The sequence below is a fragment of the Rhizobium sp. GN54 genome, from assembly GCF_021026345.1.
In the GTDB taxonomy this organism is placed as follows: Bacteria; Pseudomonadota; Alphaproteobacteria; order Rhizobiales; family Rhizobiaceae; genus Mycoplana.
Window position 1 is genome coordinate 643,956 of the sequence record NZ_JAJNCZ010000002.1, and the last position, 16,146, is coordinate 660,101.

The 16,146-nt window shown below is 65.8% G+C and carries 15 protein-coding genes; 8 read left to right on the forward strand and 7 right to left on the reverse strand.

Annotated features, from left to right (window positions below; genetic code table 11):
• Positions 1–8: 8 nt before the first annotated feature.
• From trkA to hflX, 3 genes are all read left to right on the forward strand, one after another.
• Positions 9–1,385, forward strand: a complete 1,377-nt coding sequence (gene trkA, locus LQK81_RS09075) for a Trk system potassium transporter TrkA (protein WP_230805510.1) — start codon at positions 9–11, stop codon at positions 1,383–1,385.
• Positions 1,386–1,572: 187 nt separating this feature from the next.
• Complete coding sequence (gene hfq, locus LQK81_RS09080) at positions 1,573–1,815, forward strand: RNA chaperone Hfq (RefSeq protein ID WP_183799062.1); 243 nt, start codon at positions 1,573–1,575, stop codon at positions 1,813–1,815.
• 44 nt (positions 1,816–1,859) lie between these two features.
• Positions 1,860–3,212 (forward strand): GTPase HflX, encoded by a 1,353-nt coding sequence (gene hflX, locus LQK81_RS09085; RefSeq protein ID WP_230805648.1) that lies wholly within the window; start codon positions 1,860–1,862, stop codon positions 3,210–3,212.
• A gap of 37 nt (positions 3,213–3,249) precedes the next feature.
• Here the strand turns inward: hflX and mazG are convergent, their stop codons facing one another.
• A complete protein-coding gene (gene mazG, locus LQK81_RS09090) occupies positions 3,250–4,083 on the reverse strand; it encodes a nucleoside triphosphate pyrophosphohydrolase (RefSeq protein ID WP_230805512.1) in 834 nt (277 codons plus the stop codon).
• Between the two features lie 21 nt (positions 4,084–4,104).
• Complete coding sequence (locus LQK81_RS09095; protein ID WP_230805514.1) at positions 4,105–4,692, reverse strand: deaminase; 588 nt, start codon at positions 4,690–4,692, stop codon at positions 4,105–4,107.
• A gap of 209 nt (positions 4,693–4,901) precedes the next feature.
• On the opposite strand from LQK81_RS09095, the gene cysG reads away from it, so the two are divergent.
• The 5 genes from cysG (at position 4,902) to LQK81_RS09120 (ending at position 9,889) form a co-directional block, all read left to right on the forward strand.
• Positions 4,902–6,341 carry a siroheme synthase CysG gene (cysG, locus tag LQK81_RS09100; RefSeq protein ID WP_230805516.1) on the forward strand — a complete coding sequence of 480 codons (1,440 nt, stop codon included), beginning with the start codon at positions 4,902–4,904 and terminating at the stop codon, positions 6,339–6,341.
• 1 nt (position 6,342) lies between these two features.
• Positions 6,343–6,660, forward strand: a complete 318-nt coding sequence (locus LQK81_RS09105; RefSeq protein ID WP_230805518.1) for a DUF2849 domain-containing protein — start codon at positions 6,343–6,345, stop codon at positions 6,658–6,660.
• Between the two features lie 10 nt (positions 6,661–6,670).
• Positions 6,671–8,341, forward strand: a complete 1,671-nt coding sequence (locus LQK81_RS09110) for a nitrite/sulfite reductase (RefSeq protein WP_230805520.1) — start codon at positions 6,671–6,673, stop codon at positions 8,339–8,341.
• Positions 8,342–8,355: 14 nt separating this feature from the next.
• Positions 8,356–8,856, forward strand: coding sequence for a DUF934 domain-containing protein (locus tag LQK81_RS09115; protein WP_230805522.1), 501 nt, complete (start codon positions 8,356–8,358; stop codon positions 8,854–8,856).
• 220 nt (positions 8,857–9,076) lie between these two features.
• Positions 9,077–9,889, forward strand: coding sequence for a ferredoxin--NADP reductase (locus LQK81_RS09120; protein ID WP_230805524.1), 813 nt, complete (start codon positions 9,077–9,079; stop codon positions 9,887–9,889).
• A 111-nt stretch (positions 9,890–10,000) separates the two neighbouring features.
• Here LQK81_RS09120 and LQK81_RS26340 read toward each other — a convergent pair whose 3' ends face one another.
• The 5 genes from LQK81_RS26340 to trpD form a co-directional block, all read right to left on the reverse strand.
• Positions 10,001–11,938, reverse strand: a complete 1,938-nt coding sequence (locus LQK81_RS26340; protein WP_330166541.1) for a M10 family metallopeptidase — start codon at positions 11,936–11,938, stop codon at positions 10,001–10,003.
• 613 nt (positions 11,939–12,551) lie between these two features.
• On the reverse strand, positions 12,552–13,790 hold the full coding sequence (locus tag LQK81_RS09145; protein WP_230805526.1) for a molybdopterin molybdotransferase MoeA: 1,239 nt from the start codon (positions 13,788–13,790) through the stop codon (positions 12,552–12,554).
• A gap of 2 nt (positions 13,791–13,792) precedes the next feature.
• Entirely contained in the window at positions 13,793–14,293 is a 501-nt protein-coding gene (moaC, locus tag LQK81_RS09150; protein WP_442967096.1) for a cyclic pyranopterin monophosphate synthase MoaC, read from the reverse strand.
• A complete protein-coding gene (gene trpC / locus LQK81_RS09155; RefSeq protein WP_230805529.1) occupies positions 14,290–15,105 on the reverse strand; it encodes an indole-3-glycerol phosphate synthase TrpC in 816 nt (271 codons plus the stop codon). Before trpC ends, moaC begins: the two co-directional genes overlap by 4 nt.
• 9 nt (positions 15,106–15,114) lie before the next feature.
• On the reverse strand, positions 15,115–16,137 hold the full coding sequence (gene trpD / locus LQK81_RS09160) for an anthranilate phosphoribosyltransferase (protein WP_230805532.1): 1,023 nt from the start codon (positions 16,135–16,137) through the stop codon (positions 15,115–15,117).
• Between the last annotated feature and the right edge of the window lie 9 nt (positions 16,138–16,146).

A 16,146-nucleotide genomic window follows, 5' to 3' on the forward strand; every position in this document is an offset into this window, starting at 1 on the left:
TACGGCACATGAAGGTCATCATCTGCGGCGCGGGCCGGGTCGGCTACGGCATCGCCGAACGGCTGTCACAGGAAGACAATGACGTCTCGGTCATCGATATCTCTCCCGCGCTGATTGCGGCGATCACCGAGACCCTCGACGTCAGCGGCGTGGTCGGCCACGGCGCCCATCCGGAAGTGCTGGCGCGCGCCGGCGCGGAGGAGGCGGAGATGATCATCGCCGTCACCCTGCACGACGAGATCAACATGGTGGCCTGCCAGGTCGCCCACTCGCTGTTCAAGGTGCCGACGAAGATCGCGCGTATCCGCGCGCAGAGCTATCTGGCGCCGGAATATTCCGATCTCTTTTCGCGCGACGACATGCCGATCGACGTGGCGATCTCGCCGGAGATCGAGGTCGGCAAGATGGCGCTGCGCCGGATCTCCTATCCCGGCGCCACCGACGTTGTACGCTTCGCCGACGACAAGATCGTCATGCTCGCGATCGAGTGCATGGAGGACTGCCCGGTCGTCAATACGCCGCTGCAGCAGTTGACGGAGCTCTTTCCCGACCTGAAGGCGACGGTCACCGCGGTCTACCGCGAGGGCAAGCTGTTCGTGGCAAGATCCGCCGACGAGCTCCAGACCGGCGACCTCGCCTATGTCGTCTGCGACGCCGCGCATGTCAGGCGCACCCTGTCGCTGTTCGGCCACGAGGAACAGGAGGCAAGGCGCATCGTCATCGCCGGCGGGGGCAATATCGGCCTGTTCGTTGCCAAGACGATCGAGCAATTCCAGCCGCGGACGCGCATCAAGATCATCGAGAACAACCGCGAGCGGGCGGTCCATATCGCCGACCAGCTGCGCAACACGGTGGTGCTGCACGGCTCGGCGCTGGACCAGAAGATCCAGCAGCAGGCCGACATGGAGAATGCCGACCTGTTCGTGGCGCTCACGAACAACGACCAGATCAACATTCTCGGCAGCGTCATGGCCAAGAGCCTCGGCTGCAGGCAGAGCCTGGTGCTCCTCAACGATCCGGCCTTCCACGACCTGATCGACAGCATGGACATCGACGCCCACATCAATCCGCGCGCCGTCACGATCTCCGGCATCCTCCAGCACGTGCGCAAGGGGCGCATCCGCTCGGTCTATGCGGTGCAGAAGGGGTCGGCCGAGGTGATCGAGGCCGAGGCGCTGGAAACATCGCCGCTGGTCGGCACGGCGCTGCGCGATCTCGAGCTGCCGGAGGGCATCCGCATCGGGGCGATCTATCGCGACGGAACCGTACTGGCGCCCGGCGGCGAGCTGCGCATCAAGGCCAAGGACCGGGTGGTGCTGCTTGCGACGGGCGACGCGATCCGCCACGTCCAGCAGCTCTTCCGCGTCAGCATCCAGTATTTCTAGCGTCTGTCATTCGTCCGTTCCCGGCGTTGCGGCAGGGAAGTGGTATGATGATTTTTCGACATTGCGGAGAAGTCTGCGATTTGATACCTAAACCGATGGATGGGCGAGATGTGCGTCGCCTGTCTCGGGGCACCAGTGTTTCAGTCAACCGGTCGGCAGGACCGGCAATCAAGAAAGAAGCGGCGCGATGGCGGAACGTTCTCAGAATCTGCAAGACCTTTTCCTTAATACCGTTCGCAAGCAAAAGATTTCCCTCACAATCTTCCTGATCAACGGCGTGAAGCTGACGGGCGTCGTGACGTCCTTTGACAATTTCTGTGTGCTCCTGCGGCGCGACGGCCACTCGCAGCTCGTCTACAAGCACGCCATCTCCACCATCATGCCCGGTCAGCCGCTGCAGATGTTCGAGAGTGAAGAAAGCGCCTCCTGACAAGGTGAAGGCCGATTAGCAAACGCGATACATCCCAGGATTCGATCGTCCCGGAGCTCGAAAAGCGCCGCGACGATTCGCGTGCCGTCGTCATCGCCCCGGTCATCAAGAAGGGCAGGGCGGATGCCAACGGCGTCACCGTGCGCTCGGACGAGGCGCGGCTGGCCGAGGCGATCGGGCTCGCCCGCGCCATCGATCTGGACGTCGTCTTCTCGGCGGTGGTGCCGGTGAGCCAGCCCAAGCCCGGCACGCTGCTCGGCACCGGCAAGATCGAGGAGATCAAGACGGCGCTGGACGCCAACGACGCGGGGCTGGTGATCGTCGATCATCCGCTGACGCCGGTGCAGCAGCGCAATCTCGAGAAGGAATGGAACGCCAAGGTCATCGACCGGACCGGGCTCATCCTGGAAATCTTCGGCCGCCGGGCCTCCACCAAGGAAGGCACGCTGCAGGTCGAGCTTGCCCATCTCAACTACCAGAAGGGCCGGCTGGTCCGCAGCTGGACCCACCTGGAACGCCAGCGCGGCGGTGCCGGCTTCATGGGCGGCCCGGGTGAAACCCAGATCGAGGCCGACCGCCGGCTGCTGCAGGAGCGGATCGTGCGGCTGGAGCGCGAGCTGGAGCAGGTGCGCCGCACCCGCCAGCTGCACCGCGCCAAGCGCAAGAAGGTGCCGCACCCGATCGTGGCGCTGGTCGGCTATACCAATGCCGGCAAGTCGACGCTGTTCAACCGGATCACCGGGGCGGGCGTGCTGGCCGAGGACATGCTGTTTGCCACGCTCGACCCGACGCTCAGGCGCATGAAGCTGCCGCAGGGCCGCACCGTGATCCTGTCCGATACCGTCGGTTTCATCTCCGATCTGCCGACCCACCTCGTCGCTGCCTTCCGCGCGACGCTGGAGGAGGTGCTGGAGGCCGATCTGATCCTGCACGTGCGCGACATGTCCGACCCCGACAATGGTGCCCAGGCCTCCGACGTGCTGCGCATCCTGGCCGACCTCGGCATTGACGAGAAGGACGGGGCGGAACGGATCCTGGAGGTCTGGAACAAGATCGACGACCTGCCGGTGGAGGCACGCGAAGCGCTGGTACAGAAGGCCGTGGCCACGCCGAACACGATCGCGGTATCCGCCCTGACCGGCGAGGGCGTCGATGCGCTGATGAACGAGATCAACCGGCGGCTGTCAGGCGTCCTCGTCGATCGCGACGTGGTGCTGCCGATCGACAAGCTGCAACTGCTGCCCTGGCTCTACGATCATTCGATCGTCGACGAGCGCGAGGACCAGGAAGACGGCAGCGTGCGCGTCTCCGTGCGGCTGACCGAGACGGAAGCCTCCGAGCTGGACCGGCGCCTTGGCCATGGCGCCAGGCGCCCGCTCGAGGACTGGGAACGATAGGCGCGCAAGACGCGCCTCGAATCTTGCCCGTTCCGCTTTATCCGAGCTGCCGCTCGATCGCCTTTGCAGCCTGCCAGAGGTTTTCCATCCGTTCCAGCGTCGCCTGTTCCAGCGTTTCGCCGGCGGCGTGAAGCTCCGTCTCGATATGGGCGAAGCGGCGGCGGAACTTCGCGTTCGTGCCGCGCAGCGCCATCTCCGCATCCGTATCGGTGTGCCGGCCGATATTGACGACGGCGAAGATCAGGTCGCCGAGTTCGTCGGCCACCCTGGCGCGGTCGCCGGCGCGTAGCGCCTCGCGCAGTTCGCCGATCTCCTCCTCGATCTTGTCGAGGATGGGCTCCGGCTCCGACCAGTCGAAGCCGACCTTGGCGGCGCGTTCCTGCAATTTCAGGGCTTCCACCAAAGCGGGGAAGGAGCGCTGGACCGAGCCGAGATAGCCCTCGTCGCTCTCGGGCGGCAGCCCGCGTCCGGCGCGCCGTTCGCTGCGCTCGCGCTTTTCGGCTTTCTTGATCGCATCCCATTGCGCCTTGACCCGTTCGGGCGTGTCGGCGTCGGACCGGTCGAACACGTGCGGGTGGCGGCGGATCATCTTCCTCGTGATCGCCTCGACCACGTCGTCGAAGGAAAACGCGCCGGCTTCCTCCGCGATCCGGGCATGGAAGACGACCTGCAGCAGGAGGTCTCCGAGCTCGTCGCAAAGGTCGTGCATGTCGGCGCGCTCGATCGCGTCGGCCACCTCGTAGGCCTCCTCGATCGTGTAGGGCTTGATGGTGTCGAAGGTCTGCACCACGTCCCAGGGGCAGCCGGTCTCGGGCTGGCGCAACGCGGCCATGATGTCGAGAAGGCCCTTGATATCGCGGGACGGCTGCATGCGCATTTCTCCGTCTGTCGCTCAGTTGAGCGGGATCGTGTTGTCGTCCTTGCCGGACTGGTAGGTCTGCGACAGTGCGTCATAGGCGCGGCGGATGCGGGCGTCCTGCACCTTCAGTTCCGCCTTTTCAGGCTCCGCGGCCGTCGCGATCAGGTCTCCGATCGCGGCCGATCGCCAGAACGCGTTCGTCTTCGCATAGCCGCCCGGCTCGAGCCGGAAGACTTCCTTCAGGATCTTCAGGTCGTGCGGGATCGCGAAGGCGTCGCGGGAATCCTCATGGGTGAAGAAATAGTAGAAATTGTCGAAGCCCGCCCAGGTGATGGCGGAGAGGCACATGGAGCAGGGCTCGTGCGTGGACAGGAAGATCAGGTCCTTCGGATCGGGCTTGTCCGCCTGCTCGTGGAACCGCTTCAGCGCGTGGACCTCGCCGTGCCAGAGCGGGTTCTCCGTCTCGTTGTTGGTTTCGGCGATAACGAGCGAGAGATCGGATTTGCGCAGGATCGCCGCGCCGAAGATCTTGTTTCCGGCGGCGACGCCCTTTCTTGTCAGAGGGAGAATATCCGTCTCGATGACGTCGAGCAGGCGTCCTGCCAGGGCCGCTTGATCCATGGCGCTTTCCTCGCTGGTGATGATCCGCGCCAACCTTTAGCGGGGTGGCGCGCATGGACGCAAGGGGCAAGAGCCCAACGGAGAGATTTGCTCGAAATGCCCGGGAGGCGAGCAAAAGAATACGCCGCCCCGATGGGCCGCGAATTTCTGTTCCTTTAAATTTTGTCCCGTATTGGCGATATTGCGCCTCACTCGAACCGGACCATGAGATGCAGCAGGCCAGCAACAAGCTTTCGGTATTCCCCGCCTTTTTCCGCGTCAGCGGCAAGAGGGTGGTGGTCGTGGGCGGTGGGGACGAGGCCTATGCCAAGGTCCGGCTGCTGCGCAACACCGATGCGGAAATCGCCGTCGTCGCTGCCGATCCGGTGGCCGAATTTGCCCGCTATCTAAAGGCCGAGGCGATCGAGGTGATTGCCGCGACGGTTTCGGCCGACATGCTCGCCGATGCAGTCCTCGTCTTCGCCGCGACGGGTGACGCTGCCGCCGACCGCAAGATCGCGACTCTCGCACGTGAACTGCGGAAACCCGTCAATGCCGTGGACCAGCCCGACCAGTGCGATTTCTTCACGCCCGCGCTCGTCAACCGTGCGCCGGTCGCGGTCGCGATCGGGACCGAGGGGGCGGGGCCGGTACTGGCCCAGATGATCCGCGGCCAGGTCGACCAGATCCTTTCGCCCTCGCTCGGCAGGCTCGCAACGCTGGCGGCCTCCTATCGCGAGGCGGTCGAGGCCATGGTGCCGCGCGGGGTGACGCGCCGCCTCTTCTGGCGTCGGTTCTTCCAGGGGCAGGTGGCGGACGCCATCGGCGCCGGCGACGAGGAGCTGGCGCGTCGGAAGGCGAGCGAGCTTCTTTCCCGCGCCCGCAAGGTGGAGGGCCATGTCTGGCTCGTCGGCGCCGGTCCGGGCGCTGAGGACCTTCTGACGCTGCGGGCGCAGCGGGTGATGATGGAGGCCGATGCGATCGTGTTCGATGCGCTGGTGCCGCAGGCGATCGTCGACATGGGGCGCCGCGATGCCGAACGGATATCCGTCGGCAAGCGCAAGGGCTGTCATTCCAAGTCGCAGGAGGAGATCAACGATCTCCTGGTCGAGCTCGGCCGCGCCGGCAAGCGCGTCGTGCGGCTGAAGTCGGGCGATCCGCTGGTCTACGGCCGGGCCGCCGAGGAGATGTCGGCGCTGCGCGAGGCGGGGATCACCTACGAGATCGTGCCCGGCATCACGTCGGCCTTCGCTGCCGCTGCGGACTTCGAGCTGCCGCTGACTCTGCGCGGCGTCGCGTCGTCTCTGGTCTTCACCACCGGCCACGACCTGACCGGAGCCGTCCTTCCCGACTGGGCGCGGCTTGCCGTTTCGGGCGCGACGATCGCGGTCTACATGGGCCGAACGGTTGCCGCCTCCGTCGCAGGGCGGCTGATGCAGGCTGGCCTGCCGGCGGAGACGACCGTCGCCGTCATCGAGAATGCCAGCCGCGCCGACAGGCGGCTCCTGCACGGGACGCTGAAGGACCTGCCGGACCTGGAGCATCGCGACGAGCTGACCGGTCCGGTGATGGTCATCATCGGCGATGCGGTCGCTGGCGCCAATTTCGAACATTCCGTTCCGCTCGTCCGCAGCCGCGCGACCGCGGACGCCGCATATCTGGGAGCATGACATGACAGACAAGGTCCTGACCGCGAACCGGCTGTCGGACGGCATATCCGTCTGGCTCGATGCCGCAGGCAACTGGAACACATCGTTGCAGGAAGCCTTCGTGGCGCGCCACAAGGAAGCCGTCGAAGCACTCGAGGCGACCGGCAAGCAGGCGTTTGCCGATAACAAGGTGGTTGACGTCAACGTCGTGGACGTCGAAGAGGTCGACGGCGTGCTGCGCCCGCTTCGCATGCGCGAACGCATCCGGGCCGGCGGCCCGACGATCCCCTATGCCGCCGGATTTGCCGGCCTGAACGCGACCCGCGCAGCCGTGGCCTGAAGGACAAGACATGTATCGCTACGATGAATTCGACCACGCCTTCGTCAATGACCGCGTCGCTCAGTTCCGCGACCAGGTCGTCCGCCGCCTGTCCGGCGAACTGGCGGAGGATGCGTTCAAGCCGCTGCGGCTGATGAACGGCGTCTACCTGCAACTGCACGCCTACATGCTGCGCGTCGCCATTCCCTACGGCACGCTGAACAGCCGGCAGATGCGCATGCTCGCCCATATCGCGCGCAAGTACGACCGCGGCTACGGGCATTTCACCACACGCCAGAACATCCAGTTCAACTGGCCGGCTCTGTCGGATATCCCCGATGCGCTGGCCGATCTCGCCTCTGTCGAAATGCACGCGATCCAGACCTCGGGCAACTGCATCCGCAACGTCACCGCCGACCATTTCGCCGGTGCGGCCGCCGACGAGGTCGCCGACCCGCGGCCCTATGCGGAAATCCTGCGCCAGTGGTCCTCGGTGCATCCCGAATTCTCCTACCTGCCGCGCAAGTTCAAGATCGCCGTTACCGGCGCCGAGCGCGACCGCGCGGCGATCCAGGTGCACGATATCGGCCTGCACCTGAAGAAGAACGACAAGGGCGAGATCGGCTTTGCCGTCTATGTCGGCGGCGGGCAGGGGCGGACGCCGATGATCGCCAAGAAGATCCGCGATTTCCTGCCGGAGGAGGACCTGCTCTCCTACACGACCGCGGTCATGCGCGTGTACAACCTGCACGGCCGTCGCGACAACAAGTACAAGGCCCGCATCAAGATCCTCGTGCACGAGACCGGCGCCGAGGAACTGGCGCGCCAGGTCGAGGTCGAATTCGCCGATCTGAAGAACACCGAACTGAAGCTGCCCGACGCCGACATCCAGGCGATCGGCGCCTATTTCGCCCCGCCGGCGCTGGAGCCGCGCGCCGAAGGATGGGCGAATCTCGCGCAGTGGAAGAAGGCGGATCCCGATTTCGCCCGCTGGGTGCAGCAGAACGTCCAGCCGCACAAGCATCCCGACTACGGCATGGTGACGATCTCGCTGAAGCCGATCGGCGGCATTCCGGGCGACGCGACCGATGCGCAGATGGAGGCCGTTGCCGATATCGCCGAGGACTATGCCTTCGACGAGATCCGCGTCAGCCACGAGCAGAACCTGATCCTGCCGCATGTGGCGCTGGCCGACCTCGAGCCGGTCTACCGGGCGCTGGTCGCCGTCGGGCTTGCGACCGCCAATGCCGGCCTGATCACCGACATCATCGCCTGTCCGGGGCTCGACTATTGCGCGCTCGCGAACGCCCGCTCCATTCCCGTGGCGCAGGAGATCTCCAACCGTTTTGCCTCGCCCGAGCGGCAGGCCGAGATCGGCGAGTTGAAGATCAAGATCTCCGGCTGCATCAATGCCTGCGGACACCACCATGTCGGCCATATCGGCCTGCTCGGCGTGGAGAAGAAGGGCGAGGAACTGTACCAGATCACGCTTGGCGGCTCCGGTGACGAGAACACGTCGATCGGCGAGATCATCGGGCGCGGCTTTGAGCCGGAAAAGGTCACCGATGCGATCGAGGTGATCGTCGAGACCTATCTCGGCCTGCGGCTCGATCCGTCGGAGAACTTCCTCGCCGCCTATCGCCGCGTGGGGCCGCAGCCGTTCAAGGATGCGCTCTACGGCGATACGGCGAAGGCGGCTTGAGGGAAGGGCGAACCATGACGAGAATCTGGAAGGAAACCGGCTTCGTCAACGACGATCCGTGGGTCGTCGAGAGCGAGGAGGCCAAGGCGGGATCGAACGAGAAGGCGATCATCGGCATCGATGATTTTCTCGCCCGGGTCGCAGAGGGTGAAGACGGGGGCTTCGGTGTCCTCGTCAATCCGGCGGACGACGTGCGGCGGCTGGCCGGGCACCTGGATCGCATCGCGCTCGTGGCCGTCGCGTTCCCCGCCTTCAGCGACGGCCGGGCGTTCAGCCATGCTTCGCTGCTGCGCTCGCGGCTCGGTTATGCGGACGAGGTGAGGGCGGTGGGCGACGTGCTGATCGACCATATCCCGCTGATGCTCCGCTGCGGCATCGACAGCTTCGCGGTGACAAACGCGACGGCCCTGAAGCGGCTGTCGGAAAACCGCCTGCCGGGGATCGACAACCACTACCAGCCGACCGCACGGCCGGCAGCGGAGGCGAAGTCCTACAGCTGGCGTCGCGTCGGCTGACGCATATTGTCGCGAAAGGGCCCGTTTTCCGGCTTTTGGCCGAGGCGGGCCTTTCTTCTTGCTGCGCCGCACATTATATGAGGTCCGTGACCGGACGACGACCGATGGAATGCAAATTGCGCATGGCCGCTTCCTTTGGAACGCGATGCCTTTCGTCGGCAACCGCAGTATAATATCTGCCTATGCGACATTCAGTAGAGACCGCAGGAACCGACCACGAATGAACGCGCCCGCAAAGACCGAAGACCTTGCAGCCACCGTTCCCGCCGGCGTCTATGCCGAGACGGTGACGAGCGTGCAACACTATACCGACCGCCTTTTCCGTTTCCGCATGACGCGTCCGGACGGCTTCCGGTTCCGCTCGGGCGAATTCGCCATGATCGGGCTGATGGTCGACGGCAAGCCGGTCTACCGCGCCTATTCGATCGCGAGCCCGGCCTGGGGCGAGGAGCTGGAGTTCTTCTCCATCAAGGTTCCGGACGGCCCGCTGACCTCGCATCTGCAGCAGATCAAGCAGGGCGACCAGGTGCTGATGCGCAAGAAGCCGACGGGCACGCTGGTGCTCGACGCGTTGACCCCCGGCAAGCGCCTCTACATGTTCTCCACCGGCACCGGGATTGCACCGTTCGCAAGCCTGATCCGCGACCCGGAGACCTATGAGAAGTTCGACGAGGTGATCCTCACCCATACCTGCCGCGAGATATCGGAACTGAAATACGGCTTCGACCTGGTCGAGGAGATCGCCAAGGACGAGCTTCTGTCGGAGGTCGTCGGCGGCAAGCTGCGCCATTATGCGACCGTCACCCGCGAGCCCTTCCCCTACCAGGGCCGCATCACGGACCTGATCAGCAACGGCAAGATGTTCGCCGATCTCGGCGTCGCCCCCTTCGACCCGGCGGTCGATCGCGCGATGATCTGCGGTTCGGCAGCCATGCTGAAGGAAACCAAGCTTCTGCTCGAACAGGCCGGGCTGACCGAGGGCGCCAACAGCAAGCCCGGGGAATTCGTCATCGAGCGCGCCTTCGTCGACTGAGGCCGGCTCGATCATAGGGGCATGAAAAAGGGGCGATGCCGCGCGCATCGCCCCTTTCGTGTTTTCGGGTCCGCAAGGCAGCGATGGTGCCACCCCTGCGCGTTTCCGCCATCAGGCCAGGATGAAGTCGCTCGCGCCGAGATGGGCGAGATCGAATTCCTTCAGGACCAGGATATCCGTCGCCGCGAACTTGAAGCGGACGTCGTCATCGACCTGGGTCGCCTTGGCGAGTACCGACGAGACGGAGGAGAAATGGTAGCTGCGCAGGTCGATCTGGTCGACGCCATCGGTGAAACTCTGCACCGTGTCGGTTCCGTAGCCCTTGCCGAAGACGAAGTCGTCGTTGCCCTTGCCGCCGAAGAGCTTGTCGTGGCCCTTGCCGCCGTCGAGGACGTCGTTGCCGTCGCCACCCTTGAGCACATCCTTGCCGCTGCCGCCGAAGATGCGGTTGGCGGCGCTGTTGCCCGTCAGGTTGTCGGAATGGCTGCTTCCGACCAGACGCTCGATCGACGAGTAGCTGTCGCCCCTGGCGTCGCCGGTGTTGGCCGAGCGTGAGCCGAGGTTGACGGTCACGCCGGACGACGCGTTCTGGTAGCTTGCAGTGTCGCTGCCGCTGCCGCCGATCAGCCGGTCGGCGCCGGCGCCGCCGATCAGCGTGTCGTTCCCGGCCCCGCCGTTGAGCGTGTCGTTGCCCTTGCCGCCGCTCAGGCGATTGGCGGCGCTGTTGCCGGTCAGCTTGTCGGCATAGGCGGAGCCCAGCAGCTGCTCGATCGAGGAATAGCTGTCGCCGGCGGCGTCGTTGGTGTTGATCGAGGGCTTGGAGAGGCTTGCCGTCACGCCGGCGCGGGCCGTGGAATAGGAGGCGGTATCGGTACCGCTGCCGCCGATCAGTCGGTCGCCGGCGGCCCCGCCGATCAGCGTGTCGTTGCCGCTGCCGCCGTCGAGCGTATCCTTGCCGCTGTTGCCGTAGAGCGTGTCCTTGCCGGTCAGGCCGTAGAGCCTGTCGTTGCCGCTGTTGCCCGTCAGCGTGTTGGCGGCCTGGTTGCCCCTGATGGTGTCTGCGCCCGCGCCGCCCTTGGCGTTCTCGATGAGGGAGCGCGTGTCGCCGTTATAGAGCATGGCGTTGTAGATGTTGCCGCCGGCGTAGTGATTGTCGCCAAGATGGGCGAGCTGCCGGTCGCTGAATTCGGAGCTGGAGCCGGGAGCGAGATCGATGTCGACGCCTTCGGAATAGGCGGAGAGGTCATAGGTGTCCTTGCCGCCGCCGTCCCAGATCGTGGCGAAGATCCGGTTGGCGCCGGGGGCGATGGCGACCTCGCCGTTGACGTAGGTCCTGCCGCCGTCCGGGTTCCATTTGTAGGTGGTGTTTCCGGAATTCGTCGTGAAGTCGGCGCCGTACATGCGCTGGAGCGCCGCGATGTCAGCCATCATGAAGGTCTGCGGGGCGCCGAACGCCTCATAGGTATACGCCTGCGAGGTGCTGCCCCGGTAGCTGTGGTAGGTCATCACCGTATATTCGACGCTGTCGTAGGACGCGGGAATCTTGCCGAAGCCTTCGTCCGTGTGGGCATGTTCCAGGCCGAGCGCGTGGCCGAGTTCGTGCATCAGCGTGTGCCAGCCGTAGTTGCCGGCCTGCGGGCTGCTGAGGTTGCTGCCGTTCCCGAACCAGAGATCGCCGGCTTCGTCGTAAGTCCCCGGGAAATAGGCCTTGGCCGTGGGGTTGTCGTAGGTCGATTTGGCGAAGCGAAGGTTTGCGCTCGTCTGCGAACCCGCGGAAAGATTGAGACCGGTGAACCCCTCCACCGAAAAGCCGTCATTGGCCTTGGAACCGTAGGACTGTTCCATGGCAAAGAGCGCGGCTTCCTTCACCTTGGCCGAGACGGCGCCGAAACCCTGGCTCGGTTCGTACTGCGAATAGCCATAGGCCGATTGGCTCGTCGGGAACGCATAGGTGACGGTACCGCTCCAGGCCGTGTCGCCGAGCACGGCGTCGATGACGTCGTTTCCGGTCGCCGAGACGGTCTTGGTGCTCTTGTTGATGCCTGTCATTCGGATGTCCTTGTTCGGTATCGTGGAGAAAGCGTCATCGGCCGGCATTTTCCGTTATGCGTGTACAGGCAAAGCCTCAACAACTCATGACGTCCGGAGAGATGGAACGCAAACAGTGCAGAGCTGTCCTCGGCGGCCTTGCGCGGTTCGTCGTGGTTGCCATGCTGAGAGCTCTCCCGCTTGATTTCGCGGCCCAAGCGCCGCCGGTCGGTCCCGACCCAGCGCAGGGTGTCGGGGGACCGAACGCGAGGGAGGCGATAGCGGCAGAATATGCCCGTCTCATGGCAGGCAGGGCCGGGAAGGCCCATGGAGGCGCGTTGTCCCCGGTTTGCAGGCCGGGCCGCCGGCACCTTTCCGGAATGTTTTCTGCAGCGCGGACATTGGATTTTCGTTCTGAAACGTTGATGTCTCGAGGGTGACGAAATCACATGCGCGACACACGATGCGGACCGGCGGCCGAAAGGCGCGCGCCATCCGCTCGTGGCGACAGCGCGGCGAATTGGCCGCCGGCGCGGGCACATGCAGGCATCATCAGGTCTTCAACGGGCCGTGCTGATATCGGCGCGGACAGGGCCGGGCTCAGGGCAGCGATTCGCGGCGCCGGGAATGGCGCTCAAGGGAACTGACGGTTAGTGGGCGACGGCCGGAGCAGGAGGATCTCACAAGGATCCCCGGCTTCGGCCGGTTCCGCATGCGGCGGGCGGACGAGAAGGCAGTCGGCGGCCGCGAACACCTTCATCATCGAGGAATCCTGCTTGTCGTAGGGCGTCGCCACCAGCGTGCCGTCGTCGCGGACGCTCACCGTCGCGCGAAGATAGTCCTGCCGGTGGTCATTGGCCGCAAGCGCGCTTCCGGCCAGCGCGAAGGTCCGCCGGTCGACGGCCGGCAGGCGCGACAGCCTGCGCACGAGCGGCTCGAGGAACAGGAGCGCGCAGACCATACTGGAGGCCGGGTTGCCGGGAAGGCCGAGGATCTGCATGCCGCCGAGGCGGCCGACCATCAGCGGCTTGCCCGGCCGCATGGCGATGCGCCAGAAATCCAGTTCCATGCCGGCGGAGACCAGCACCGGTTGCACCAGGTCGTGATCCCCGACCGAGGCGCCGCCGAGTGTCACCAGCACGTCGGCGCCGCAGGCCTTCGCCCAGTCGACGGCGTCCATGATCGCATTGGGGTCGTCGGCGGCAATGCCGAGATCGATCACCTCGGCGCCGGCCTCGCGGGCGAGCGCTGCCACGCCATAGCTGTTGGAGGCAACGATCTGGCTGGGTCCGAGGGCCGAACCCGGCGGGACGAGTTCGTCGCCGGTCGCAAGCAGCGCCACCTTGGGGCGGGCGTAGACGTTGAGGACAGCATGGTTCATCGCCGCTGCGACTGTCAGCCGCCCCGCGTCGAGCATCTGGCCCTCGCGCAGCACGACCTCACCCTCGGTGAAATCCTGTCCGCGCGGGCGGATATGACGGCCGCGCGGTGGCAGGAAGGTATTGCGGATGCGGTCGTCGCCGATCGTCTCCGCGTCCTCCTGCAGCAGCACCGTGTCGGCGCCGGCCGGCAGCGGGGCGCCGGTGAAGATCCGCACGGTCTCGCCGGGGCCGACGGTTCCGGAAAAGGCATGGCCGGCAGCGGACCGGCCGACGACGCGCAAGGTGGCGCCGGGTTCGGCGATGTCCTGGTGGCGCAGGGCATAGCCGTCCATCGCCGAATTGTCGAATGGGGGCTGGGTGAGGCGGGCGGCGACATCGCCGGCCAGCACGCGGTCGCAGGCCTCGTGAAGCGGCACGCTCTCGCTTCTTGCCGGTGGACGGGCTGCCTTCAACAGGCGTTCAAGCGCATCCTCTACCGGCAAAAGCGACATGTTCAATCCTGCTCCCCGCGGCGATAGTTTCCAGAGCGGCCGCCGGACTTGGCGAGAAGGCGGATGCCGCCGATCTCCATCTCCTTGTCCGCGGCCTTGGCCATGTCGTAGATCGTGAGGCAGGCGACGCTGACGGCCGTCAGCGCCTCCATCTCGACGCCCGTCCGCCCGCTCAGCTTCGCCATCGCCTCGACGCGCAGGCCGGGAAGGTCCGCATCCTCGGTAATGTCGACGGAGACCTTGGTCAGCATCAGCGGGTGGCAGAGCGGAATGAGGCTGGCGGTCTGCTTGGCGGCCATGATGCCGGCCAGCCGTGCGGTGCCGATCACGTCGCCCTTGCGGGCGTTGCCTTCGCGGATCAGCTCCAGCGTCTCCGGGCGCATCCGCACCGAGCCTTCGGCAACGGCGATCCGCACCGTTTCGGCCTTGTCGCCGACATCGACCATGTTCGCCTCGCCGGAGGCGTCGATATGGGTCAGTCCGTCGCGCCCGCCCGCCATCATTCCGCAGCCAGGACGGAGGGCTTGCCGGTGAGCAGCGTCCGCGTGGCCGCCGCCACGTCGTCCTGCCGCATCAGGCTTTCGCCGACGAGGAAGGTGGAGATGCCGGAAGCCTTCAGGCGCTCGCAGTCGGCATGGGTGAATATCCCGCTCTCGCCGACCAGCAGGCGGTCGTCCGGCACCATGCGCGCAAGGCGCTCGGAAACGGCGAGATCGACCTCGAAGGTCCTGAGGTTGCGGTTGTTGATGCCGACGAGCTTCGATTTCAGCGTCAGCGCCCGCTCCATCTCCGCCTCGTCATGCACCTCGACGAGGACGTCCATGCCGAGCGAAAACGCATGATCCTGCAGGCGCCTTGCGTCGTCGTCCGACAGCGAGGCCATGATGAGCAGGATGCAGTCCGCGCCCCAGGCCCGGGCTTCCTGGACCTGGTAGGTGTCGAACATGAAATCCTTGCGCAGCGCCGGCAGGCTGCAGGCGGCGCGGGCCTTCGTCAGGAACTCCGGCGCACCCTGGAAGCTCGGCCGGTCCGTCAGGACGGAGAGGCACGCCGCCCCTCCGGCCTCGTAGGCTTTCGCGAGTGCCGGCGGATCGAAATCCGGACGGATCAGGCCCTTGGAGGGGCTGGCCTTCTTGATCTCGGCGATCAGCCCGAAAGCGCCCTGCGCCTTCCTGTTCAGGAGGCTCGCGAAAAAGCCGCGCGGCGGTTCCTGGTCGCGGCCGATGGCCCGCAATTCGGCAAGCGGAAGGGCGGCCTTGGCGGCTTCGATTTCCTCGCGCTTGTAGGCTTCGATCTTCTTGAGGATGTCGGTCATGGCGCGAGCCTACCCCTGATCGGCGGCGTTGGAAACCGCCACGAGCTTGCCGAGTGCCGTGCTGGCGCCGCCGCTCTCGAGCGACGCGCGCGCGATTTCCATGCCCTGGCCGAGCGAGCCGGCCTTGCCGGCGACGATCAGGGCGGCGGCGGCATTGGCGAGCGCGATGTCGCGATAGGCGTTTTCCGCGCCGCCGAGGACCGACTGCAAGGCCTCGGCATTGTGCGCGCCGTCGCCGCCGCGGATCGCGTCGAGCGTCACCTGCGGCAGGCCGAAGTCAGCGGGCGTCAGCTCGAAGGTACGGATCTTGCCGTTCTCCAGCGCCGCGACCCGGGTCGAGCCGGTCGTGGTGATCTCGTCGAGGCCGGAGCCGTAGACGACCCAGACGTGCTCGGAGCCAAGGTCGCGCAACACTTCCGCGACCGGCACCAGCCATTGCTCGGCATAGACGCCGACGAGCTGCCGCTTGACGCTGCCAGGGTTCGACAGCGGGCCGAGGAGGTTGAAGATGGTGCGCGTGCCGAGTTCGACGCGCGAGGGGCCGACGTGCTTCATCGCGGGATGATGGAGCTGGGCGAACATGAAGCCGAGGCCCGCCTCCGTCACGCAGCGCGAAATCGCTTCCGGGCCGATGTCGAGCTTGACGCCGAGGCAGGAGAGGGCGTCCGCGGTGCCTGACTTGGAACTCAGCGCGCGGTTGCCATGCTTGGCCACGGGCACGCCGGCGCCGGCGACGATGACTGCGGCGAGCGTCGAGATGTTGTAGGTTCCGGCGCCGTCGCCGCCGGTGCCGACGATGTCGACCGCGTCGGCCGGCACGGATACCGGAAGCATGCGGGCGCGCATGGAACCGACGGCGCCGTAGATCTCGTCCACCGTTTCGCCGCGGACGCGCAGGGCCATCAGGAATCCGCCGATCTGCGAAGGGGTGGCGGCGCCGGACATGATGATCTCGAAGGCGCCGCGCGCCTCCTCCTTGTCCAGCGGCTGTCCGTTGGCGACCTTGGCGATGAATGGTTTCAGGTCAGACATATGATCTGT